Source organism: Nostoc sp. ChiSLP03a (assembly GCF_034531215.2).
In the GTDB taxonomy this organism is placed as follows: Bacteria; Cyanobacteriota; Cyanobacteriia; order Cyanobacteriales; family Nostocaceae; genus Nostoc.
The window spans coordinates 73,268-96,185 of the sequence record NZ_JAVRBQ020000044.1 but is presented as its reverse complement, the minus strand read 5'-3'; the positions used below and the strand labels follow the sequence as shown (position 1 = coordinate 96,185).

Below are 22,918 nucleotides of genomic sequence, written 5' to 3'. Positions count from 1 at the left end.
GGCTACGTATAAAAATCCCAACAGGATTTTATGTATATTAGCGGACAATTCTTTTTTATTTATAAACGATAACTTATGTTGTTATAAACCATAACTTATGATGTCGAGTTTAGCAGCTAGTCCAAAAAAAATTATTGTATGAACCACTAACCTAAATTTTTTCAACGCAACTGAAAACTTATGGATGCACAATTCGCCCAACTAATCGTGAATGGGATTGCGGTGGGGAGCATTATTGCTCTAGCCGCAGTCGGACTGACTCTTACTTATGGAATTTTACGACTATCGAACTTTGCTCATGGTGACTTTCTCACTTTAGGAGCCTATCTAACTTGGCTGATAAACACCATTGGAGTCAATATTTGGCTGTCGATGATTTTGGCGGCGGCGGGAACAGTAGCAGCAATGCTGTTATCGGAAAAGTTACTGTGGTCAAAGATGCGCTCTATCCGTGCTACTTCCACTACGCTGATTATTATTTCTATTGGACTTGCCTTATTTCTTCGCAATGGAATTATTTTTATCTGGGGTGGCAGGAACCAAAATTATAATTTACCTGTTACTCCGGCTTTAGATATTTTGGGTTTAAAGATACCGCAAAATCAATTATTGGTATTAGGGTTGGCGGTGCTAGCAATTTTGGCGCTGCATTATCTGCTGCAAAATACCAAAATTGGTAAGGCGATGCGAGCAGTTGCCGACGATCTGGATCTAGCTAGAGTTTCAGGTATCAATGTTGACCGAGTTATTTTTTGGACTTGGGTAATTGCTGGCACGATTACGTCATTGGGCGGCAGTATGTATGGGTTAATTACAGCTGTGCGCCCGAATATGGGTTGGTTTCTAATATTACCATTGTTTGCCTCAGTAATACTTGGGGGGATTGGCAACCCCTACGGTGCGATCGCAGCAGCTTTTATCATTGGCATCGTCCAAGAAATCAGTACTCCTTGGCTGGGTTCACAGTATAAACAAGGTGTCGCACTGTTAATCATGATTTTGGTGCTGCTCATTCGTCCCAAAGGTTTATTCAAAGGAACGATTTGAGCAGCACCTATCCACTTCTAACTACTCAATAATGTGGAAATACCAGGCTGCTACCAGAAAATTGATAGCTAACAAGAACAGTGCCCAGCCTGTGCGATAGGCGTAGGGAGGTTTAGCTCCACTGTCGGCAACTGGTAAATCTTTGTTTTTAGCAGTCATAATGCGATTCTCCTAATGTCAGGACTTTTTAAGAAATACCAAACTGGTGTACCAAATACTCAAATTCTTTAAGAATATTTGTGTGAAGTTGGAAATTGGGCATTGGGCATTGGGAATTGGGAAGGCAGTGCGGTCTTGGGGTCTCCCCAAGTGGAGCAACTGCCGTCATTGGGCATTGGGGAGACAAAGGAGAAACTTGTCCCCCTGCTCCCCTGCCCCTCTGCCCCTCTGCCCCCCTGCTCCCCCCACTCCCTACTCCCCACTCCCCACTCCCTCCTCTCCAGCATGATAGGAACTGCGAACCAGAGGGCCAGAACGAACATGGTTGAATCCCATTTCCCATGCTAATCTGCCAAGTCGATCGAATTCCTCTGGAGTCCAATATTTTTGGACTGGCAAATGTTCTAAAGAAGGACGCATATACTGCCCAATAGTCAAGCGATCGCATCCCACAGCCCTTAAATCAGCCATTGCTTCAATGACTTCATCAACTGTTTCTCCGTGTCCCAGCATCAAACCTGATTTGGTGGGAATTGTTGAATCGATTTCTTTAACCGTAGCCAGCACCAAGAGGGAGCGATCGTATTTGGCTCCCCGGCGTACTGGCCCAGTTAACCGCCGCACTGTCTCAATATTGTGATTAAAACAAGCTGGTTTAGCTTTGACAATCATCGCTATCCGCTGGCGTTGACCTAACTCGCCAACACCAGCACCACCCCAAAAATCTGGAGTCAGCACTTCAATTTGAGTCTCAGGGTTCAATTGGCGGATAGTCGCGATCGTCTCGACAAAATGCCCTGCACCCTGGTCAGACAAGTCATCACGGGCTACAGAAGTCAGCACCACATAATGCAATCCCAAAAGCTGCACCGCCTGGGCAACCTTTTCTGGTTCCTCTAAATCAAGAGGCATTGGTGCATGACCTTTATCTACTTGACAGAAAGCACAAGAGCGCGTGCATGTAGGCCCCATTAGCAAAAAAGTTGCAGTTTTTTGGGCATAGCACTCTCCACGGTTAGGGCAGCGTCCTTCTTCGCAAATCGTGTGAATTTGGCGCTGCTTAATAATGCGTTGTACGGTAGAGATTTCACTGGCTTTACCAATCGGGCGACGTAACCAGCTAGGCATTGCCCTAATTTCAGACTTTAGGTCGGCTTGTTGTGACGAAATCATAGACATCCAAGCAAGATGCGGATATAGATGTAGTGGTCTGTTGATTAAATATCACAATGACACAAATTTAAAAGAGCGCAAGCAAAAGTTTTGCAAAACACTTCTAACAATGTCATTTATACCGAAATATACTATCCCCCAATTGCTAGAAATTATGTATATAGTGGGAGGATTCTCAAGGACAATCGGCAAAGCCGCTATTTACACTTATAGTTTCTGTTAGAGCAAACAGTCGTGGCAAGCAACAAGATTTTAGTTATCGATGACACTACAGTTGTCAGGGTAAAAGTACGAGAAATGTTGCCTCCGGGCAATTTTGAGGTACTGGAAGCAAAAGACGGTGTGGAAGGACTAAATTTCATTCTTCAGGAAAAACTCAGCCTGATTATGCTGGATTTCCTGTTGCCTAAAATGAGTGGCTGGGAGGTTTTCCAGAAAGTTCAAGCCGATCCAGAGTTAAGGAAAATTCCTTTAGTGATCATGTCTGGTCGCAAGGAAGAGGTGACTGAGAAAATCACAGAACCATTTGAATATTTTGAATTTCTGGGCAAACCTTTCGATCAGAAACAACTAATTGGTGCAATTAAGCTAGCTATGGCCAAGGCAAAACAGCCACGCCCAGAACTAGTCTCAGTAGGAGCAGCGGTTGCCGTCAAAAATAGCACAGTAGCAACCTCTGGTGCCGCCAATGGTACGGTAGTAGCTCCTAGCGTTGCAAACGCTAGCGTCACAGCCCCCAGCACCACAACCCCCAGTACTGGAGGAGTCTCCGAGGCAGAAATTAATGCATTGAATGAGAAAATTGTCAAAATGCAAGCAGAAATTGATGGTTTGAAGAAACAGCTAACTCAGGTTGTGACTTTTATTAAACAAAAAATCAAGTAGTATTTGTGCTCGTTATTATTATCGCAGCCAAAAATACACCATCTATACTGGTGTCCGATTAAAAGCGGATAAAAATAGTTAGTTCAAAAACACTTATGTTGATAAATCATCATTATTTAGTGAGGTACAGCTTGACCTTAGCCCGGTAAAGCTGTACTTTATCTTCCCTCTTAATAAGTTCAAATAAGGGTTGTGTTGAGATTTTGATATGTACTTCACTTGATGAGAAAACATACAGTTTAAGATTCAAATATTTAGTAATAAAAATATATTAAAAGTCATATTTTCTAATACAAATTAAACAAAAAAATCCTCTTTCATGATGAGGATAGTCTTTGCGCGGGAATAATAAGCCATAGAAACAATAATTATGAGCATAGTCCGCAATGTTAGTAGTATTAGATACATTATATTCGTTTCCTGGTTATCGCATTACTGAACAAATCTACTCAGGCAGTAAAACTCTAGTTTATCGAGGTATTAGAGAAGAAAACCAAAAATCAGTCGTTCTCAAATTGATGCGGAATGAATATCCTACCTTTGCGGAAATAGCTCAGTTCCGAAATCAATATATCATCACCAAAAACCTCGATTTTCCTGGCATAGTCAAAACCTATAGCTTAGAAAATTACCGTAACAGCTATGTTTTGGTGATGGAAGACTTTGGTGGCATTTCCCTCCAAAACTGGCGAATAGAGGGCAAAGGAAAAAAGGAAAACTGGCTTTCCCTGAACGAGTTTTTCCACATTGCGATTAAAATTGCTTTTACCTTGGAAAGACTGCATCGCGATCGCATCATTCATAAAGATATCAAGCCTGCCAACATCCTCATAAACCCTAGCACAGATGAAATCAAACTCATCGACTTTAGTATTGCCACCCTTCTGCCAAGAGAAATTCAATTTCTCACGAATCCCAACATCTTAGAAGGTACTCTGGCTTACATTTCCCCAGAACAAACTGGCAGGATGAACCGAGGTATTGACTACCGCACTGATTTTTATTCCCTCGGTGTCACCTTCTTTCAGCTCCTCACCGGACAGTTACCCTTCACCAGCAAAGATCCGATGGAGTTGGTTTACTCTCACATTGCCAAACAACCGCCAAGAGCGAGCCGAATTAACTCCGATATTCCGCTAATTTTGTCTGACATCATCAGCAAGCTGATGGCAAAAAATGCCGAAGACCGCTATCAGAGTGCTTTGGGGTTAAAGCATGACTTGGAGGTGTGCCAAAGCCAGTGGCAAGAAACAGGAAATATTGCACCCTTTAAACTCGGTGTCAGAGACATCTCTGACCGTTTCGTAATTCCCGAAAAACTCTACGGTCGCCAAAGTGAAGTTGAAACTCTACTTGCTGCTTTTAAGCGTGTGACAGACGGGACAACAGAAATGATATTAGTTGCAGGTTTCTCTGGCATTGGCAAAACTGCCGTGGTTAATGAAGTCCACAAACCTATTGTGCGGCAGCGTAGTTACTTCATCAAAGGAAAATTTGACCAGTTTCAACGTGACATTCCTTTGTCAGGATTAGTGCAAGCCTTTCGGGACTTAATTGGGCAACTGCTCTCAGAAACTGATGCTCAAATTCAACAATGGAAATCCAAAATTCTGCGGGAATTAGGTACACAAACACAGGTGATTATTGATGTAATTCCTGAACTCGAACAGATTATTGGTAAACAACCTCAGGTTACAGAACTCTCTGGCAGCGCTGCCAAAAATCGTTTCAATTTATTGTTTCAAAAATTCATCCAAATCTTTACAACTAAAGAACATCCCCTAGTTATCTTTCTCGATGACTTGCAATGGGCAGATACAGCTTCTTTGAAATTAATTCAGTTATTAATGTGTGAAAGTATGTTGTCTTCTATTTCAGAAGAGACAGAACAGATGCATGAAACAAAAGGAGGTTTATTATTAGTTGGTTCCTATCGAGATAATGAAACTTCCAAGGCACATCCGCTTTATTTGACACTACAGGAGATTCAAAAAGCAGGAGTAATCATTAATACAATTACTTTAGCACCTTTAAATCAGGGCGATTTAAATCATCTAATTGCTGAGACACTTCATTGTCCAGAATTGGTTGCTGTTCCTCTCACCCAGATGGTGTTTGCTAAAACTAAAGGCAACCCCTTCTTTTCTGTTCAATTTCTCAAATCTTTACACGATGATGGGCTAATTGTATTAAATTTTGATGTTGGTTATTGGCAATATGATATTTCCAGAGTTAAAGATTTAGCTCTCACGGATGATGTAGTAGAATTTATCGGCCTGCAAATAGAAAAATTGCCAATATATACCCAAAAAGTTTTGAAACTGGCTGCCTGTATTGGGAATCAATTTGACTTAAAAACTCTGGCGATCGTTAATGAAAAATCTGTAGTAGATACAGCATCAGATTTGTGGCAAGCATTACTTGATGGGCTAGTTTTACCACAAGCTGAAAATTACAGCATTTTTTCAAAAGATAATACTAATCAAGAATTCATTGTTGATGGAATAGAATCTGTACAATGTTCAAATTCTAATTTACAGCTACCCAAGTATAAATTTGTCCATGATAGAGTGCAGCAAGCCGCTTATTCTTTAATTCCTGAAGAACAAAAAAAGCCAATTCACTTAAAAATTGGGCTACTGTTATTGAACAATATTCCTATTGTAGAACAGGAAGAAAAGATTTTTGAGCTTGTCAATCAGTTTAATATTGCAGTAGAATTCATCTCCCCTCAAGCTAAACGAGATGAACTGGCCCAGATGAATCTAATTGCCGGACGTAAGGCTTTAGCATCAACAGCTTATCCCGCTGCTGTTAAGTATTTAACTATCGGCATCCAATTGCTGGCAAGTGATAGTTGGGAGACTAAATATCAACTAATCCTAGCTTTGTATGAGACAGGAGCAGAGGCTGCGTATCTAGCTGGCGACTTTAGGCAAATGGAGCAATTCGTAGAGGTAGTGTTGGCACGAGCAAAAACACTGCTAGAAAAAGTAAAAGTTTATGAAGTCAAAATTAAAGCTTATGGAGCGCAAAACCAAGCACTAGAATCTGTCAGGACTGCACTAAGTGTTCTAAAATTGTTGGAAGTTGAGTTGCCTGAAAATCCTAGTCAGTCAGATATTCAGCTAGCGATCGCTGAACTAACATTAAATTTAAATGAAAAGCGGATTGAGGATTTAATTGATCTGCCAGAAATGACGGCAGAACAAACATTGGTAGTTATGCGGATTCTATCGAATGCGCTTTTTTTCGCCTATGCAGTTACTCCTGAACTTTTTTTCCTGATTGTTCTTAAACAAATCAACTTATCGCTCAAATATGGCAATGCCCCCTTGTCTGCCTTTGCATACGTTCTTTACGGAACGATCCTCTGTAGTGAAAAGGGAGATATTCAGTCTGGCTATGATTTTGGCAAACTGGCTTTAAGTTTGGTGGCTAAGTACAATGCTAAAGAAGTTGAAGCAAAAGTTATGGAGGTATTTCATGCAGGTATCCGTCATTGGAAGGAGCATCCTAAGGAAACATTAAATACTGTACTAGAAGCTTACTCTCTAGCGATAGAAACAGGAGATTTAGAATTTGCAGCTTTATTTCTTCAGTTTTATTGCTTCTGTTGTTATTCCATTGGTAGAGAACTTACAGGGCTGGAACGCGAGATAGCAAACTACAGCAATGCTCTGAAGCAAATCAAGCAAGAAAGAGCGTTTAACTGGAATTGTATCTATCAACAAAGTGTCTTAAATTTACTGGGGTTTGTAGAAAATCCTTGTCGTTTAATTGGTGCAGCCTATGATGAGGAGAAAATGCTGCCACTGCATTTAGAAGCCAAGGATGGAATCGGACTTTTATATCTATATTTCCATAAACTACATTTATGCTACTTGTTTCAGCAGTTCCCTCAAGCAGCTGAAAATGCCACCCTAGCTGAAAAGTATTTAGATAGTGGTACAGGACAACTAGTTGTTCCTTTTTTCTATTTTTACGATTCTCTGGCCAAACTGGCGGTGTACACTGATGCACCTGATTCAGAGCAAAAGCGTATTCTCGATCGGGTGCAAGCTAATCAGGAAAAGATGCAATATTGGGCATATCATGCCCCAATGAATAATTGGCATAAATTTTATTTGGTAGAAGCAGAAAGGTATCGAGTTGAAGGGAAATATTTTGAAGCAATGGAAGAATATGACCGTGCTATCTCCCTAGCTGAAGAACATGACTACAAGAATGAAGTAGCTTTAGCTCAGGAACTTGCAGCTAAATTTTATCTAAAATGGGGCAAGCAGAAAATTGCTCAAACCTACTTAATTGATGCCTATTATGGATACGTTAATTGGGGAGCAAAAGCCAAAGTTGACGATTTAGTAAAACGCTATCCCCAATTACTCACTCCTATATCCCAGCAACAAAAACTGAGTGTCCCTGCTAGCGAGGAAAGCGCTTCTTTCAATAGCATATCTATATCATCTTTATCTACCCTAAGTAATCAACAAACTGTTATTGGCTCGAAGACAAGTATTTCTGATTCTCTAGATTTAGCCGCATTCATTAAAGCATCTCACGCACTCTCTGGAGAAATCGAGCTTGAGCGACTACTTTCTACTTTAATGGAAGTTGTTATGGAGAATGCAGGAGCTTCTAAATGCGCTTTAATTTTGAGTGAAGGTGATAACTTAGCATTAACTGTCACAGCAGTTTGTTCAAGTTCAAATTTTGAGCATACCTATACTGAGTTTCCATCAACTTGCCTGGAATCAAGCTACGATGTTCCCATTACTTTGATTAACTATGTTAAACGCTCTAGAGAAATCTTGGTTATTGATGATCCAATAGCTGTTTCTTTTCTAGCAAGTGATAGTTATATCACTAGTGAAGAACCTAAGAGCTTATTGTCTATACCTCTTCTAAATCAAGGTAAATTAATTGGGATTCTTTACCTAGAAAATAGTCTGACAACAGGAGCATTTACACGCGATCGCATAGAAGTTCTCAAACTTCTCACCACTCAAGCAGCAATATCCCTAGAGAATGCTATTCTTTATAAAAACTTGGCACAAGCTAAAGAAAGCTTGGAGGAATACAACCATACCCTAGAGGGAAAGGTTCAGGAAAGAACCCAAGAACTCAACGACAAAAATCAATGTTTACAACAAACTTTACAAGAATTGCAAAGTATCCAAATCCAATTAATTCAAAGTGAAAAGATGTCTGCTTTGGGACAAATGGTAGCAGGAATTGCTCATGAAATAAATAACCCGATTAACTTTATTCATGGCAATATCAATCATGCTAGCGAGTATGTCCAAGAGTTGCTGGATTTGATAGTTATTTATCAGCAAGAATATCCCCATCCATCCCTTCTAATTGAAGAGAAATCTGAGGAGATTGACATAGATTTTTTATCAGAAGACCTTCTCAAGATTCTAGATTCCATGAAAGTAGGGAGTTCGCGTATCCGAAATATTGTTTTGGGCTTACGTAACTTTTCTCGCTTAGATGAAGCTGAAATGAAACCTGTAGATGTTCATGAGGGAATAGACAACACCTTAATGATTTTGCAGCACCGACTGAAACCAAATAGCAATTTACTAGAAATTGAAGTCATCAAAAAATATGGACAATTACCGGAAGTTATTTGTTACCCTGGTCAACTAAATCAGGTATTTATGAATATCCTGAGTAATGCAATTGATGCTTTAGAAGAGTTATTCATCATAGATCATCCATCATTAGTAAACGATCGAGAAGAATTAACAAATGGTATAAATACGTCACCGACTTCTCATCGTGTACGACAAATTCACATTTTTACTGAACTAACAAATTCTAATACGGCAATAATTCGGATTACTGATAACGGTTCTGGCATGACAAAAGCCGTGCAGCAGAAAATGTTTGACCCATTTTTTACCACAAAGTCAGTAGGAAGTGGTACAGGTTTAGGGTTGTCGATTAGCTACCAGATTGTCGTAGACAAACACAAAGGTAGTTTAACCTGTAATTCTACACCGGGAAAAGGGACTGAGTTTACTATTGAGATACCAATGCAACAGTTAGAAGGCTAGATGAGTAATTGATCGAGTCCAAATCTAAGAGTACTAAAAACGCAGTTTTTGTGAAAAGCTGCGTTTATAATATTCATTAAAATCGCTCTGACAGATTATTAAAAGACCGATGTGGATGTAGTTGTCATATTCACTCGAGGCTCTTCACGCACATGTCGTCCTGTAACTACCATCTTCACCCCATTAGCAGGCGCAAGTGCAAAACCTCGACGTTGAGGATGCTCTGGCCGCTTACCAGCTAGAGCAAGTTGATAGCCTGACAGTACTTTTGCTAATACTAGCTTCATTTCAAACATAGCCAAAGCTTCACCTATACAGCGACGAACTCCACCACCAAAGGGCAAAAATTCATAAGTAGAAAATTCGTGTTCTAAAAAGCGTTCTGGTTTAAATTGCTGATGCTGCGGATATAAATCCTCACGCTGATGAGTCAGGTAAATACTGGGAACCAGTAATGTTCCAGAAGCTAAAGGATGTCCTAGTAGTTCACAGGGTTCTTGGACTATCCTGGGGAACGCGAACATTGCGATCGGGTGAATTCGCAATGTTTCATTACAAACAGCTGTGAGATAAGGTAGTTGGAAAATGCTCATGGGATCTGGGGAATCACCGAGGGAATCAAGTTCTTGAAGCAATTTATCTCGGACTTTCGGTAAATGATGAATCCAATACAATCCCCAAGCCATTGCTGTTGCCACTGTTTCATGTCCTGCTACCATCAGTGTCATCAAATCATCACGCAACTCTTGATCTGTCATCGGATTACCCGCTTCATCCCGCGCTAACATCAGCAAGGATAAAATATCGATGCGATCTGGATTAGGTTCTTCCCGGCGTTGGGCAATTTCAGCGTAAAGCAATTCATAAATTTGTTGCCGTTGACGCAGAAACCATCCCCAAGGACTCCAAGCTCCTAAATCTTGTTGCAGGAAGGGGAAAAAAAGGAAGCTAGAAGTAAAGGGTGAGCTAAAGAGATCCAAAAGCAACGCCATTAAGCGCTTGATTTTGTCGTAACGTCCTCCCTTATGCAAGCCAAAAATAGCTTGTAAAATAATTTGCAGAGAAATTTCCTGCATTGCAGTACGAGCTAAGAAGGGCTGATTTAGTGGTAACTGGCTAAAGACTTGTTCGGTGAGATTAGAAATCAAAGAGCCGTAGGCTCGCATTCTGTCGCCATGAAAGGAAGGCATTGTGAGTTTTCGCCGCCGTTTATGGCGTTCACCGTTCAGCATGAGGAGTGAATATTCCCCGGCTAAGGGTTCAAATATTCTGTTCACTTTACCAACGAACAGAAACTTCTTCCGATCGTTAGTGAAAATTTCCTTGATTGCTTGAGGATGGTTCACAAAAACTACGGTCTCCCCAAAACCAATTACCTCAGCAGTAAAAATGTCAGGATATTGCTGAGCTGCATTTTCCATAAAACTAACGGGGTCTGCAACCCACTGGATTTTCTGGAGCAAAGGGGGAGTTTTTAGTGGATTAGGTAGTTGCATTTGATTTTTCATACTGAAATTGCGTTATTTTTGTATTGTTAGTTATGGGGTAATATTGATTAACTTTGAAGCAGTAAAATTTTAGATGCTCCCAACACCTTTAAAAAAATCGTTGGGAGCATCGTGAAAAATATTCTCTGAGATAGTATATTTTTACTTATGATGGTAGTAAAACTTTCATGTTTGAAAGTACTTGCATATTGCTTTGAGATTTATCTAGCTCTAAAGTTTCTACTAACTCCAGTCTTTCTATAGTTTGATAGCGATCAGAATTAAAATACCAATCTAGATTGCCCCGTATCCAGGCATACATTCCTGAAATATACTTTGTAAGTTCAGCATCTACTTCTTCTCCAAAAGATGGCAGACATGCTTCTAGTTCGATCAGTTCTCGTACTTCTCGATCGTGGATATCGACTGCACGCTTAATCGCTATTTCTAGAGGTAGTTGCTGTTGATAGTACAATACTAATACTAAATTGTGAACATCACCACTTGCCATTTCTCTAGAATACGAGAAGATATCATTACACCAGGCAAGAATATTAATTGTCTTCTCCTTGAGTTTTTTGAAAATCTTGTGCTGTCGTAAAATATCAGGAATCAGCAATTGATCGCAAAATTCAATCAATACTACGGTAAGATCCCCCGCCGAACTTAAGTTTCGTATTCTGATATAAGTATCAATATCCGGTATTATTTCCTGTGCGCGGTTACTTGCTTCCTGTACACATCCAGCGAAGTATTCCTCAAAGCTAAAAACAAAGTGATGGAACCATTTTATGCTCCCTATTTGGAGCATCCGTTGTCGTAGGTCACTTAAAGCATAGCTAAGGTGTATATCGTTGCTTGTAAGTTCTGCTCCATTTAGTACTTCAATAAATCTTTGGTGAAAAAGCTTAAGTGCTTCAGGTTGTTGGCCTAAATCTGACATATCACATTGGTCATCCCAAATAAACAGCCAACTGAACAAGTCACCGGCAATCTTTATTTTTTCCAGATTGCAGTAAGGATAAGCACCTGCTACGAGCTTGAAAAAATTTGACTTGGTGAAACGTCGATAAACTGATTCATTTGCCAGTAGGTTAAAGCGAGTTACCCATTCAAGAGCATACTCTTCTAAAACATCAATATGCTTATTGATATGGGATGAAAATGGACAGTATAAATCGGAGGAAAGTAGTTCCTTCATGGCAATTATTAGTTTAGAAGTTCAGAAGTCCTGAACATGAATTACAGAAGAAAAAATCAATAGACTTATAAAAAGCCTATGACAAATTTTTGAAAAGAACTTATTGTAACACCACATATTCTACAGTGTGTAAATTATACTTACGTCACTGCTAGTGGCATGTAAATCTATGTGAATATTTGTAAACTTAACTAGTTATGTTTTTTAAAAAACATAGTTGTAACTATAGCGTAATTATATGTAATTAGATTTTTTGTAAAAAAAAGTTACATATAAAAATACTCATGATAGACACTATTGACTAAATGAAACAATTAACTTACAGCATTAACAATCTTTTTCTGAGCTAGAAATGCACTAATTTGGTAAAAAGACAAGGGTAATGATAACTAATTTATGAGTCACTATCTTCAGAAAGGAAGATACTTATCTCTACTGAAATGAAGATTGGTGGTTAATGTTCCTCATGTAGCGATCGCCCCAACGCAAAGCTATAGGCAATTTAGCGTGAAAATGTTGCTGTTATCAGAGTTTTTGGGAACTATAGGGTTGTCAGACGATAAATTGGCAGCCTGTCTACCAAGAAAATAGAGGGGAATTAGCTGCGATCGCAAGGCAAAAGGCAATAACTAACAATGAATAAAATTAATTTAAATATATGAATGAAAAACCAGATATGAAAATGCTTTATACCCCAGAAGATAGTTTAATCTTAGTGGTAGATGATACTACCACTAATTTAGAAATTGTCTTTAACATATTAAGTAATGCAGGCTTTAAAGTTCTCACAGAAAATGATGGAGAAAAAGCGCTGAAGCAGGTTGAGTTCCAACTTCCCGATTTAATTTTATTAGATGTGATGATGCCAGGAATAGATGGATTTGAAACTTGCAAAAGACTAAAAGAAAATTCAGCTACTTGTGATATACCCGTAATTTTTATGACAGCTAATTCTGATACTCATAGTAAGGTAAAGGGTCTAAATATAGGGGCAGTTGATTATATCACAAAACCCTTTCATGAAGAAGAATTATTAGCTAGAATAAAAACCCATCTTCAATTACGAAATCTCACAAAAACTTTAGAAAAACGAGTTTTAGAAAGGACATCAGCATTATCTAGGGCATTAAAAGACCTACAAGAGTCTCAACTTCAGCTTGTACAGACGGAAAAAATGTCTGCTCTTGGTCAATTAGTAGCAGGAGTTGCTCATGAAATTAATAATCCAGTTGGTTTTATTCATGGCAATCTTGGACACGCTTCAGTATATTTCCAAAACATGATTAACATTATTGATCTTTATCAGGAGCACTATCCTAATCCAGTTCCAGAAATTCAAGAGGAAATTGCAGCGATAGATTTGAAGTATATGCTTGCCGATCTACCTAATTTAATTTCCTCAATGAAAGAGGGAATTCAGCGCATTCGCAACATTAGTACCAGCTTGAGAACCTTTTCTCGAGCAGATAGCGATCGCAAAGTGTATTGCAACATTCATGATGGTATAGACAGTACAATTATGATTCTCAAACACCGTTTAAAAGCATCCGAAGATCGACCCGATATTCAAGTAATTAGAGATTACGATATATTGCCAGACTTAGAATGTTTTATCGGACAACTCAATCAAGTATTTATGAATTTATTAGCTAATGCTATTGATGCTTTAGAGGAGTCTAATATAGGACTTACCTATATGGAAATTGATGCAAATCCTAATCAAGTTTTGATTCAAACCACTCTCACTGAAGATAAAAATTATATCTTGATTAGGATTAAAGATAATGGCGTGGGAATGTCGGCTGATGTCCAAAAAAAAATCTTTGACTATTTATTCACCACCAAGCCTGTGGGTCAAGGTACAGGATTAGGCTTATCAATTGCTCGTCAGATTGTTGTCGAAAAACATGGAGGAACTCTAGAGGTAAATTCATCAATAGGGCAAGGTTCAGAATTCATTATTAAACTTCCTATTTAATAATTATAGTAATTTACGTTTATTAACATAATACATAAATTTATGTTCGAGGCAGTAGTAGACCACAGTAACGATCCAGATTCTCTTGCAGCAGTTGAAGAAGTTCTTCAGCAATGTGCTAGTTCTCTTGCAAAAGATATACCAAAAGCTGGGATTATTTTTGCTGGCTAACCTTGTAAGACTCGATCTAATTCCCCACTCTTGAAGGAGGGTTAGAAAAAATAATGGGGACTTAACCTAGAAGAGACTATGCAAAACCGTAAACTGTCACAACGATAAGGCTCATAATTTCTTATGAACATTTTTTCATTAGAACCAAAAGCAAACATTAAATTCTCAAAATAAAAAGATTAAGTAGTTACTTTAGAGAAATTTTGGGGAACTCTATAAGTGTACTTCCAAGATTGTATTCTCAAAATTTATGATCGATGTACCCAAGGACTCAATAGCTACGCTTAATCTTTCTTTAGAACGTGACATATTTTTACGTACACTAATCAGAGAATTATCTGGTACTTTGCAGGATGTAGTAGGTTTAAAAGAAGCTTCGGGATTTATTAGCGTTGTTGGTGAAAGGATGGGAAGGCAGATTAACCAAGATTATAAATCTGCCCTAGAGATATCTAACCTTTCTCGTAGGCAGGTAGCTGATGTCTTGATTGATTTAAAAAAACGAATCCAGGGCGATTTTTATGTTATTGAGCAGAATGATGAAAAAATTGTCTTTGGCAACCGTGTTTGCCCATTTGGCGACAAAGTACTTAATCGCCCTGCCATGTGCATGATGACTTCAAACGTTTTTGGAACGATCGCAGCTAATAATCTAGGATATGCAAAAGTAGAATTGCAAGAGACAATAGCAGAAGGTAATTCTGGATGTAAAGTTATTGTTTACTTAAAACTTACAGAAGAGGCAGAAGATGCAGAAGGTCGAGAATACTTTAGGGGACTAGAATCTGTGTAAATCCTTCACTATCAAACAAAATAACTCCAGGATTAAGCTTAGTGCAGATATGTAAAGTAGAGTCAAACCGTGAAAGTAGAAGCCCCATGACTCCTGAACAATTTCTTGAATTTGCCAGAGTTTTACCAGAACCTTTACTTCTGGTAAGTGGAGAGGGTCAGCTGTTAGCTACCAATCAACCATTAGCAGATATGTTGGGGTTACGCCGTCAAGAATTGCAGGGAAAAATGCTTTTTGAAATTGTAACTGAGCCTGCTAACGATATTGTAAAGTATCTGCAAGCTTGTTCAAGTAGCAGGGCAATGGTAATTGGCTCTTTGACTTTACGAAAGAATGATGGACAAACGTTAATATGTCGTAGCCAAGGAGCCGTTATTCAACCTTGGTCTCCTGAATCTTCAGCTTTAATTCTCTTACGCTTGGAAAATAGAACTCTGACCAGCAGTAATTTCGTTCTCTTGAACGAAAAAATTGATGAGTTAGCCAAAGAAATTCAGAGACGAAAACAAGCAGAAGAAGCGCTTAAGAAAGTGAATCAAGAGCTAGAAATTCGGGTCGAGGAACGTACAACTGCTTTACAAGACACATTAAATGAACTACAACTTACGCAAACTCAGCTTATCCAAGCTGAGAAAATGTCTAGTTTAGGCCAGATGGTAGCTGGTATTGCTCATGAAATTAATAACCCCGTGAGTTTTATTTATGGGAACCTTCATCACGCTCATAAATACACTCAGGATTTACTGAAATTAATCGAAGCTTATCAACAAGCTTTTCCAAATACTCTTCCAGAAATCCAACAGCAAGTAGAAGAAATAGACTTAGATTTTTTGATTCAAGATATAACCAAACTCTTCCAATCCATGAAAGTGGGAGCAGAACGCATTCAGGAAATTGTTAAATCACTACGTAATTTTTCCAGGCTGGATGAAGCAGAACTTAAGCAAGTCAATATTCATGAAGGAATTGATAGTACTTTGATGATTTTGGAGCATCGCCTGCAAGCTAAACATGAGTACCCAGAAATCAAAGTCATCAAAAAATATAGTCAGCTACCAAATGTAACTTGCTATCCTGGTCAACTCAATCAAGTGTTTATGAATATTCTTGCTAATGCAATCGATGCACTGGAAGCATCAGCGCTCAACAGTCAGTATTCAGAAGTAAATACACAAAAAACTGAAAATCAAAAACTGATAAATAATAATCCCCAAATTCAAATTAAAACTGAGCTAATCGATGAAAAATGGATAGAAGTTAGTATTGCTGATAATGGTTTGGGGATAAATGAACAAGTTCGCTCAAAGCTATTCGATCCATTTTTTACCACTAAAACTGTGGGTAAAGGTACTGGACTAGGGTTATATATAAGCTATCAAATTATAGTTGAAAAACATAACGGGCAACTTAACTGTTTTTCTGTTCCAGAAAAAGGTGCAGAATTTGTAATTAAAATACCTATTCAATAAGCCTTATAAAATTTAAGTTAAAAGATATAACAACGCCTGTTTGCTCATTAGCAAACAGGCGTGTTTTTGATTACAAAATCTGGTTGAGACTCAGTTATATCTTGGCAGTAGAATCAACAGAGGATTCCGACTGACTAACCGAATCTAACTTTGGTAAAAGCAGTGGATTTTCTGCTTTTACATTAGTGTTGATTGTTGCTTGCAAAAATGGGGTATGGGAGATGGAATTGTTAGCCAATGTAAACAGTGGATTTGACAAAATCCCTGCTATGGAAGTGGCAATAAATGTTACCACCAACCCAACCTGCAAAGGTCTTAACCCAGGCAAATCCCAACGCACTTGTGGATAATTCTTCACCGCGTCGGACATTTCATGGGGTTCTTTGACTACCATCATCTTAACTACGCGAATGTAGTAGTAGATGGAGACGACGGTGGTAACTAAGCCTAGCAAAACTAACCAATAAAGTCCTGCTTGCCAACCAGCCCAAAATAAGTAAATCTTGCCGAAAAACCCAGCTAATGGTGGAATACCACCCAAGGAAAGCAGGGAGATACTCAACGCTAGTGTCAAGAGTGGGTCTTTTTGATATAAGCCAGAGTATTCGGCAATCTGGTCGGTTCCCGTCCGCAGTGAGAATAGGATGATGCAGGTAAAGCCGCACAGGTTCATGAACAGGTAAACCAGTAAGTAGAATATCATACTGGCGTATCCTGCCTGTGTACCAGCAATCAAGCCAATCATCACAAACCCAGCTTGGGCAATGGATGAATAAGCTAGCATCCGTTTCATGCTGGTTTGGGCTAGCGCGACTACGTTACCCAAAATCATGCTGAGAACAGCAAGAGCTGTGAAGACAAACCTCCACTCGTCAGCAACAAGGGGGAAGGCTGTTGTTAACAAGCGGATGGCTAAGGCAAAACCAGCTGCTTTAGAACCGACAGATAAAAAGGCGATGACTGGGGTGGGAGCGCCTTCGTAAACGTCTGGTGTCCACTGGTGGAAGGGTGCAGCGGAGATTTTAAAGCCAATACCCGCGATCGCAAAAACCAGAGCAATCACTAAACCTAAAGATTGTCCCACTTTTGCTGTGGCAATGCCACTTGCGATCGCACTAAGTTCGGTTTGTCCTCCAGATAGTCCATACAGCAGGGATACACCGTACAAAAATATTGCTGTACTGGAAGCTCCAATTAACAAGTATTTCAGCGCCGCTTCGTTGGAGCGGGGGTCACGCTTGGTATAACCTGTCAACAAGTAAGAAGAAATACTCAGGGTTTCTAGGGAGATGAAAATCATCACCAACTCACTAGCCCCGGATAAAAACATCCCTCCCAAAGTAGCACTCAGCAAAATAGCGAGAAATTCTGCTAAAGCGGTGCCGCTCTGCTCAACGTAGCGAATTGACATTAGTATAGTCACAATCGCAGACAAGGCAATAATACCGCGAAAGACGATACTCAAGTCATCACTATTAAAGCCACCGGTAAAACCGATAGGATTGGGAGAGTCCCATTGAAAATATAGGGCGACAATCGAAGCAAATAAACCTGCGATCGCTAGATATCCAATCCAGCGTCCAGATGTACGCCCCAAAATCAAATCAACAATCAAAACCCCCAAGAGGGTGAGAATAACAATCCCCTCTGGTAAAATCGTTCCAGCGTTTAGCTGGGATGCAATATTAGCAAAATCCATGAGATGTATAGGTTTTGGCGATTAGACATTAAGGCTAACTCTGTTCACTCTAGCAAGTTTTCTAATCCCCGGACTAGCTCTTTTAACAAGAGCTTAACAGCTTAGATGCAGATGGCGATCACCTACGGCACGCTACGCGAACGCACCAACCTTAATACTTTACCAGCAGCTTTCTCAGTATCCAGGGATTCACTTAACAACTTTCCTACTTCGTTTTTCGGGTGTGACTTTTAGCGAATATCATAAATAATTATGCCGCAACCGATGCGATCGCCACGTACAAAAAGCTCATAAAATTAATCAGGGCACAGCAATGCTGTGCCCCTACAATATTCATAACTCCTAAATTTATTAAAAATCGGCGGATGGCAGCTTACCTTGTAGCGACTGAAATTTAGACTGAACACAGTTGGCACAATTGCAACCAACTCGATCGATAATCGGATTAGATGTTTGAATCAAATGTGGTGTTGGCTCAGGAATTTGTTGTGTAGATACTACCGTCATAAATTGGGTAGCATCAGCAGATTTTAGGCTGGATGCGTTTGCTGGATTGATTACCAGCAGCATAGATACCAGAAATGCGGGACAGGCAAGTAAAATCAGTTTGACAATGTTCATAATTCACACAAAGATAGCTTTGCTGATACAGCATAGCTAATAAATTGCCCAGCTTCAATTTTAATTACCAGGTATTGCTTAACTACGTCCAAATCCTTGACCCCGCAAAACCTTTGACCATACAACTAATTCGCCCTGTTCACCCCCTGCGGCTAGTAACTTACCTTGGGGATGCCAAGCTAGGCTAGAAAATCCTCCAGAGACACCTGTGATAATTTGGGATACTTCTTTGGCTTGGTTCCACAAACATAACCAGCCGTCAGCAGCAGCAGAAGCCAGAAGGAAGCTTTTGGGTGCAAAGGCGATCGCATTAACTACACCCACATGATTAGTTAAAACTCGCGCTTCCCAACCTAAATTATCATCCTCTAGCTTTTCCCACACCACAATACCTTCAACGCTAGAAGATGCCAGTATTGGCGCACCTACTTTAGTCATAGCTTCTGACCACGCCAATTGACGAATTTTACCAGGGAAGCCGCGCATCACCCAAGGGTCGGGGTTGTTCCATTCCAAAACGGTGACACTACGATCCATGTTGCCAGAAGCCAGGAATTTACCATCGGGCGACCAAGCCATAGCTAAACTGACAGTAGTCATATCTAAACTGTATGGTTCTTCATCCCAGTTTTGACTATGCCAAATCTTCACTCCCTTGTAACCACCGATGGCCAAATACTGCCCATCAATGCGCCAATCTATACCCAATACTGAAGAGTTGTCGAAATTCAGCGTCACGACAATTTCACGAGTATCTGCATTCCAGACTTGGACATAACGCCCCAAACTAAAAGCCAGTTGGTTACTGGTGTAATTCCAAGCTAGCTTGTCAACCCATGCGGGAGCATTTTCTAACGTGGCGATCAATTCAGTATCGCGCCAAATTTTCACCTGTCCATCTTGTCCGCCAACAGCTAAAAATTTTCCATCTGGTGAAAATGCCAGACAGTCTACTGATTTACCGTTACTATTTTGTAAAGTTGTGAGTTCGTCATCATTCCACAAAACTACTTCCCCAGCGGCGGAAGTTGCTGCTAAAGTTTGACCTTGTGGCGACCAAGCGATCGCAGTTACATAATCTGAAAGTGTCCCGGAATAATGTTGTTCAAATTCCTTAGATTTGCTGGTTGTGGTGTTCATAGTTATGTGAAGGAGTTAGGAGTTAAGAGTTAGAAGTTAGGAATTTTTAACTCATCACTCATAACTCCTAACTCCTAACTTTTTATTTACGCTAGACAAGCGAGAAAATCTTGCTTAAGTTTGGCTGCATCAAGGTTGCGACCGATGAACACTAGTTCATTTTTGGGGGTTTCGCTTGGTTTCCAGGGGCGATCGGGTTTGCCATCAAATATCATGTGGACTCCTTGGAATACAAATCGATTATCTTCTCCAGCAATATTTAAAATGCCTTTCATCCGAAAAATATCTGGCCCTTGGGTACGCAGTAGCTCCGAAAGCCAAGCGTTTAATTTTTCTCCATCAACTGCACCTGCTTCTACTAAAGCCACAGAATAAACAGTTTCATCGTGTACGTGGGCATCTTCGCCTAAGAAATCTGGATCGATTTCTAATGCGCGTTCTAAATCAAAGGCTTTTACACCTAATAAAGCATCCATTCCGAGTTCAGAATTTTGGGTACGGTAGATTTTTGCGATCGCATTCATCGCCCGAATCCGTTTTTCTAATTCATTTAACTCTTCTGGCGCTACTAAATCTGTTTTATTAAGTAAAATGACATCGGCAAAAGCAATCTGTTCTTGGGCTTCGTCTGCATCCCAGTGCTGCCAAATATGTTTGGCATCTACGACTGTCACCACCGCATCTAGAGACAGTTGGCTTTGCAAATCTTCATCAACAAAAAATGTCTGAATCACTGGCGCAGGATCGGCTAATCCAGTTGTTTCAATTACTAAATGGTCAAATTTATCGCGCCGCTTCATCAAGTTGCCAATGATGCGAATTAAATCGCCGCGCACTGTACAACAGATACAGCCATTGTTCATTTCAAATATTTCTTCATCTGCATCGATAATCAATTGATTATCAATACCCACTTCCCCAAATTCATTGACAATCACAGCAACTTTTTTGCCGTGTTCGTAGGTGAGGATGTGATTGAGTAGAGTCGTTTTTCCTGCTCCCAAATAGCCTGTAAGAACAGTAACGGGAACTGAATCTGTGATTACGTCAGCCACCATACTCTAAATTCCTCTTGTCTCACCTTATGGATAATCATTTTCGCCTATGATAAATCTTTTTATATTTTTGTGCGAACTTGCTGTTATTTCTGCTTTCAGCAAAATAATCACATAATTTAATCAAGAAAAATTTTATTTTTATGCATCTGTAATAAGTAATAAATATTCACAAGGTGGCAGTCTACTGGCGTTTTCTCTTTCTCGGTTGCAAAAACTTACTCCCAGTAGCTTGAAGTAATTTTAATCTCGCATCAAGGTGCAAAATGAATCTTTGCGCCTTGATGCGAGGATTTAATTTTCTAAGGAGAACAAAAAATCTTCAACTGCTTCTAAAACAACTGCTGGGTATTCTTCATGCAGCCCTAGAGAACCAGGTATGACAACGCTTTTCACTCCTGGTAAGGCTACCAAAGCGTTCATTTCTTCTCTTGATTTTGGGGGGCTAGATTTCCCAATTACTACCATCAAGGGTACGGTTAAAGACTGCACAAGTTCCAGAAAATCAGATTGTTCGCGTACAGCATCGAGATTACCAGTTACAAAGGCAGCAGATGCAAATCGCGCTCCTGGTTGTTGAGTTGTGTGCCACTTTTTCTCAATGAAACTGGGTGTAATTTTAGCCGCGTCAGTAAAGACATGACGGCGGTACATAAAACTTAAGAAAGATTGAGTAGTGTTGAGTTTGTAGAGAGCTTGACCAAGTATAGGCGATCGCACCAATTCTCTCACAATGCCAGCTATCTGTTGACTTGCCCCCATTGTTGGTAAAGGCCCACGCCAAGTAGGAGCCAACAATACAATTTTTGAGAAAGCAGCCTGCTGTTTGACAGCTAATTGTAAAACGTAACTAGCAGCATGACCAGCCGCCACCACAGTAACAGGAGTATTAAAAACAGCTTTGACAAAATCTTCCAGAAATTGCTGATATATTTGGGGTCGATAATTCAAACTAGGGCGAGAAGATTCACCAAATCCAGGCCAGTCTACTGCTACAACTTGAAAATTGGGAGCTAGTAACTTAGCAAGTTCGCCGACTTCCAAACGCGTCGAAACACTGCTGAAAGATGGTAGTAGCAATAGCGGTGAACCTTTACCAAGGGTTTCATAAACAACGCGCAATTGCTGATTTTCCCAGTTCCAGAGATATTCTTGAACTATTCCACCAAAACCAGTAGTAGCAGAGGTAGATAATACATTGGTTGACATGAGACTAAATTTTGGTATTTATACGTTTTTTGTCATTTGTCACTTGTCTTTTGTCCTTTGCAAATGACTAATGACCAATGACGAATGACCAATGACCAATAACCAACTTTAGCTAGGTAAATCTAACTTACATTCCAATGCTTTTTTTTGCATGGTTTTAAAAATATTGTAAAACCCATTCGCACGGGAAGGTGTCAAGCTAACATTTAAGCCTGTTTCTTGAATAAAATCTGGAGTAAGTTGAACAATCTCAGTTGGCGTTAGTCCCTGTAATCCCTCTACCAGAAGCCCAACTAATCCTTTGGTTAACTGAGAATCGGAATCGCCTTGAAATACAACCTTACCATCATCCAAGGCTGCGGTGATATAAACTTGAGACACGCAACCAGGAACTTTATTTTCGGGTAATTTATCAGCTTCTGGGAACTCATTGAGCTTCTGAGCATACCAGATTAGCTGTTCGTAGCGTCGCTTCGGTTCGGAAGCGCGTTGAAAGCGCTGGACAATTTTAGCGAGCGCAGGTGGCAAAGAATCTAGAGTTGAGGACATAACAGAAGCTGAAAACGATCGGTATCTCCTTGAGTGTAGATTATCTTTAGAGCAATCGCGCCTCTGGTTCTTTTGGCATTATCAAGCTTGCCATTACTGACTCTAATTTATCAAATCCAGCTAATTACTGCGTAGGCGTAGCCCAACCTAGGCATTGCATCCCCATCGTCCAGGTTTTTCAATGCCTCTAATTACAAAAACTTAATTTTATTCTAAA

At 39.8% G+C, this 22,918-nt stretch carries 17 protein-coding genes; 7 read left to right on the top strand and 10 right to left on the bottom strand.

What is annotated here, in order from left to right; all coding sequences use genetic code 11:
• Nucleotides 1-180: 180 nt before the first annotated feature.
• Nucleotides 181-1,047 (top strand): branched-chain amino acid ABC transporter permease, encoded by an 867-nt coding sequence (locus tag RMY32_RS07305; protein WP_322697126.1) that lies wholly within the window; start codon nt 181-183, stop codon nt 1,045-1,047.
• A gap of 21 nt (nt 1,048-1,068) precedes the next feature.
• Here RMY32_RS07305 and RMY32_RS07300 read toward each other — a convergent pair whose 3' ends face one another.
• Both RMY32_RS07300 and lipA read right to left on the bottom strand, forming a co-directional pair.
• Nucleotides 1,069-1,206, bottom strand: coding sequence for a photosystem I protein PsaX (locus RMY32_RS07300; protein WP_322649390.1), 138 nt, complete (start codon nt 1,204-1,206; stop codon nt 1,069-1,071).
• 252 nt (nt 1,207-1,458) lie between these two features.
• Nucleotides 1,459-2,379 carry a lipoyl synthase gene (gene lipA / locus RMY32_RS07295; RefSeq protein WP_322711198.1) on the bottom strand — a complete coding sequence of 307 codons (921 nt, stop codon included), beginning with the start codon at nt 2,377-2,379 and terminating at the stop codon, nt 1,459-1,461.
• 234 nt (nt 2,380-2,613) lie between these two features.
• On the opposite strand from lipA, the gene RMY32_RS07290 reads away from it, so the two are divergent.
• Complete coding sequence (locus RMY32_RS07290) at nt 2,614-3,264, top strand: response regulator (RefSeq protein WP_322711111.1); 651 nt, start codon at nt 2,614-2,616, stop codon at nt 3,262-3,264.
• Nucleotides 3,265-3,650: 386 nt separating this feature from the next.
• On the top strand, nt 3,651-9,329 hold the full coding sequence (locus RMY32_RS07285; RefSeq protein ID WP_322711110.1) for an AAA family ATPase: 5,679 nt from the start codon (nt 3,651-3,653) through the stop codon (nt 9,327-9,329).
• Between the two features lie 98 nt (nt 9,330-9,427).
• On the opposite strand, the gene RMY32_RS07280 is transcribed toward RMY32_RS07285, so the two are convergent.
• Nucleotides 9,428-10,825: a cytochrome P450 gene (locus RMY32_RS07280; RefSeq protein ID WP_322711197.1), complete on the bottom strand. Its 1,398-nt coding sequence runs from the start codon at nt 10,823-10,825 to the stop codon at nt 9,428-9,430.
• A gap of 157 nt (nt 10,826-10,982) precedes the next feature.
• Nucleotides 10,983-12,017 carry a terpene synthase family protein gene (locus RMY32_RS07275; protein WP_322711109.1) on the bottom strand — a complete coding sequence of 345 codons (1,035 nt, stop codon included), beginning with the start codon at nt 12,015-12,017 and terminating at the stop codon, nt 10,983-10,985.
• A gap of 658 nt (nt 12,018-12,675) precedes the next feature.
• Here RMY32_RS07275 and RMY32_RS07270 point away from each other — a divergent pair.
• From RMY32_RS07270 to RMY32_RS07255, 4 genes are all read left to right on the top strand, one after another.
• Nucleotides 12,676-13,995 (top strand): response regulator, encoded by a 1,320-nt coding sequence (locus RMY32_RS07270; RefSeq protein WP_322711108.1) that lies wholly within the window; start codon nt 12,676-12,678, stop codon nt 13,993-13,995.
• A gap of 42 nt (nt 13,996-14,037) precedes the next feature.
• Nucleotides 14,038-14,166 carry a hypothetical protein gene (locus tag RMY32_RS07265; RefSeq protein WP_322672001.1) on the top strand — a complete coding sequence of 43 codons (129 nt, stop codon included), beginning with the start codon at nt 14,038-14,040 and terminating at the stop codon, nt 14,164-14,166.
• 250 nt (nt 14,167-14,416) lie between these two features.
• Nucleotides 14,417-14,959 carry a methanogen output domain 1-containing protein gene (locus tag RMY32_RS07260; protein ID WP_322711107.1) on the top strand — a complete coding sequence of 181 codons (543 nt, stop codon included), beginning with the start codon at nt 14,417-14,419 and terminating at the stop codon, nt 14,957-14,959.
• Nucleotides 14,960-15,045: 86 nt separating this feature from the next.
• Complete coding sequence (locus tag RMY32_RS07255; protein ID WP_322711106.1) at nt 15,046-16,428, top strand: ATP-binding protein; 1,383 nt, start codon at nt 15,046-15,048, stop codon at nt 16,426-16,428.
• Nucleotides 16,429-16,522: 94 nt separating this feature from the next.
• On the opposite strand, the gene RMY32_RS07250 is transcribed toward RMY32_RS07255, so the two are convergent.
• From RMY32_RS07250 to RMY32_RS07225, 6 genes are all read right to left on the bottom strand, one after another.
• A complete protein-coding gene (locus tag RMY32_RS07250; RefSeq protein WP_322711105.1) occupies nt 16,523-18,127 on the bottom strand; it encodes an NAD(P)H-quinone oxidoreductase subunit N in 1,605 nt (534 codons plus the stop codon).
• Nucleotides 18,128-18,478: 351 nt separating this feature from the next.
• Nucleotides 18,479-18,748, bottom strand: a complete 270-nt coding sequence (locus RMY32_RS07245) for a hypothetical protein (protein WP_322697115.1) — start codon at nt 18,746-18,748, stop codon at nt 18,479-18,481.
• A gap of 78 nt (nt 18,749-18,826) precedes the next feature.
• On the bottom strand, nt 18,827-19,888 hold the full coding sequence (locus tag RMY32_RS07240) for a WD40 repeat domain-containing protein (protein ID WP_322711104.1): 1,062 nt from the start codon (nt 19,886-19,888) through the stop codon (nt 18,827-18,829).
• An 86-nt stretch (nt 19,889-19,974) separates the two neighbouring features.
• Complete coding sequence (locus RMY32_RS07235) at nt 19,975-20,946, bottom strand: GTP-binding protein (protein ID WP_322711103.1); 972 nt, start codon at nt 20,944-20,946, stop codon at nt 19,975-19,977.
• 291 nt (nt 20,947-21,237) lie between these two features.
• Nucleotides 21,238-22,152, bottom strand: coding sequence for an alpha/beta hydrolase (locus RMY32_RS07230; protein ID WP_322711101.1), 915 nt, complete (start codon nt 22,150-22,152; stop codon nt 21,238-21,240).
• Nucleotides 22,153-22,260: 108 nt separating this feature from the next.
• On the bottom strand, nt 22,261-22,701 hold the full coding sequence (locus RMY32_RS07225; protein WP_190933753.1) for a SufE family protein: 441 nt from the start codon (nt 22,699-22,701) through the stop codon (nt 22,261-22,263).
• Nucleotides 22,702-22,918 lie beyond the last annotated feature (217 nt).

What these genes read in the sequence shown, in the direction of transcription:
- RMY32_RS07305 (WP_322697126.1), top strand. Translation starts at nt 181, where the DNA reads ATGGATGCACAATTCGCCCAACTAATCGTGAATGGGATTGCGGTGGGG.
- RMY32_RS07300 (WP_322649390.1), bottom strand. Translation starts at nt 1,206, where the DNA reads ATGACTGCTAAAAACAAAGATTTACCAGTTGCCGACAGTGGAGCTAAA.
- lipA (WP_322711198.1), bottom strand. Translation starts at nt 2,379, where the DNA reads ATGATTTCGTCACAACAAGCCGACCTAAAGTCTGAAATTAGGGCAATG.
- RMY32_RS07285 (WP_322711110.1), top strand. Translation starts at nt 3,651, where the DNA reads ATGTTAGTAGTATTAGATACATTATATTCGTTTCCTGGTTATCGCATT.
- RMY32_RS07280 (WP_322711197.1), bottom strand. Translation starts at nt 10,825, where the DNA reads ATGCAACTACCTAATCCACTAAAAACTCCCCCTTTGCTCCAGAAAATC.
- RMY32_RS07275 (WP_322711109.1), bottom strand. Translation starts at nt 12,017, where the DNA reads ATGAAGGAACTACTTTCCTCCGATTTATACTGTCCATTTTCATCCCAT.
- RMY32_RS07270 (WP_322711108.1), top strand. Translation starts at nt 12,676, where the DNA reads ATGAATGAAAAACCAGATATGAAAATGCTTTATACCCCAGAAGATAGT.
- RMY32_RS07265 (WP_322672001.1), top strand. Translation starts at nt 14,038, where the DNA reads ATGTTCGAGGCAGTAGTAGACCACAGTAACGATCCAGATTCTCTTGCA.
- RMY32_RS07260 (WP_322711107.1), top strand. Translation starts at nt 14,417, where the DNA reads ATGATCGATGTACCCAAGGACTCAATAGCTACGCTTAATCTTTCTTTA.
- RMY32_RS07255 (WP_322711106.1), top strand. Translation starts at nt 15,046, where the DNA reads ATGACTCCTGAACAATTTCTTGAATTTGCCAGAGTTTTACCAGAACCT.
- RMY32_RS07250 (WP_322711105.1), bottom strand. Translation starts at nt 18,127, where the DNA reads ATGGATTTTGCTAATATTGCATCCCAGCTAAACGCTGGAACGATTTTA.
- RMY32_RS07245 (WP_322697115.1), bottom strand. Translation starts at nt 18,748, where the DNA reads ATGAACATTGTCAAACTGATTTTACTTGCCTGTCCCGCATTTCTGGTA.
- RMY32_RS07240 (WP_322711104.1), bottom strand. Translation starts at nt 19,888, where the DNA reads ATGAACACCACAACCAGCAAATCTAAGGAATTTGAACAACATTATTCC.
- RMY32_RS07235 (WP_322711103.1), bottom strand. Translation starts at nt 20,946, where the DNA reads ATGGTGGCTGACGTAATCACAGATTCAGTTCCCGTTACTGTTCTTACA.
- RMY32_RS07230 (WP_322711101.1), bottom strand. Translation starts at nt 22,152, where the DNA reads ATGTCAACCAATGTATTATCTACCTCTGCTACTACTGGTTTTGGTGGA.
- RMY32_RS07225 (WP_190933753.1), bottom strand. Translation starts at nt 22,701, where the DNA reads ATGTCCTCAACTCTAGATTCTTTGCCACCTGCGCTCGCTAAAATTGTC.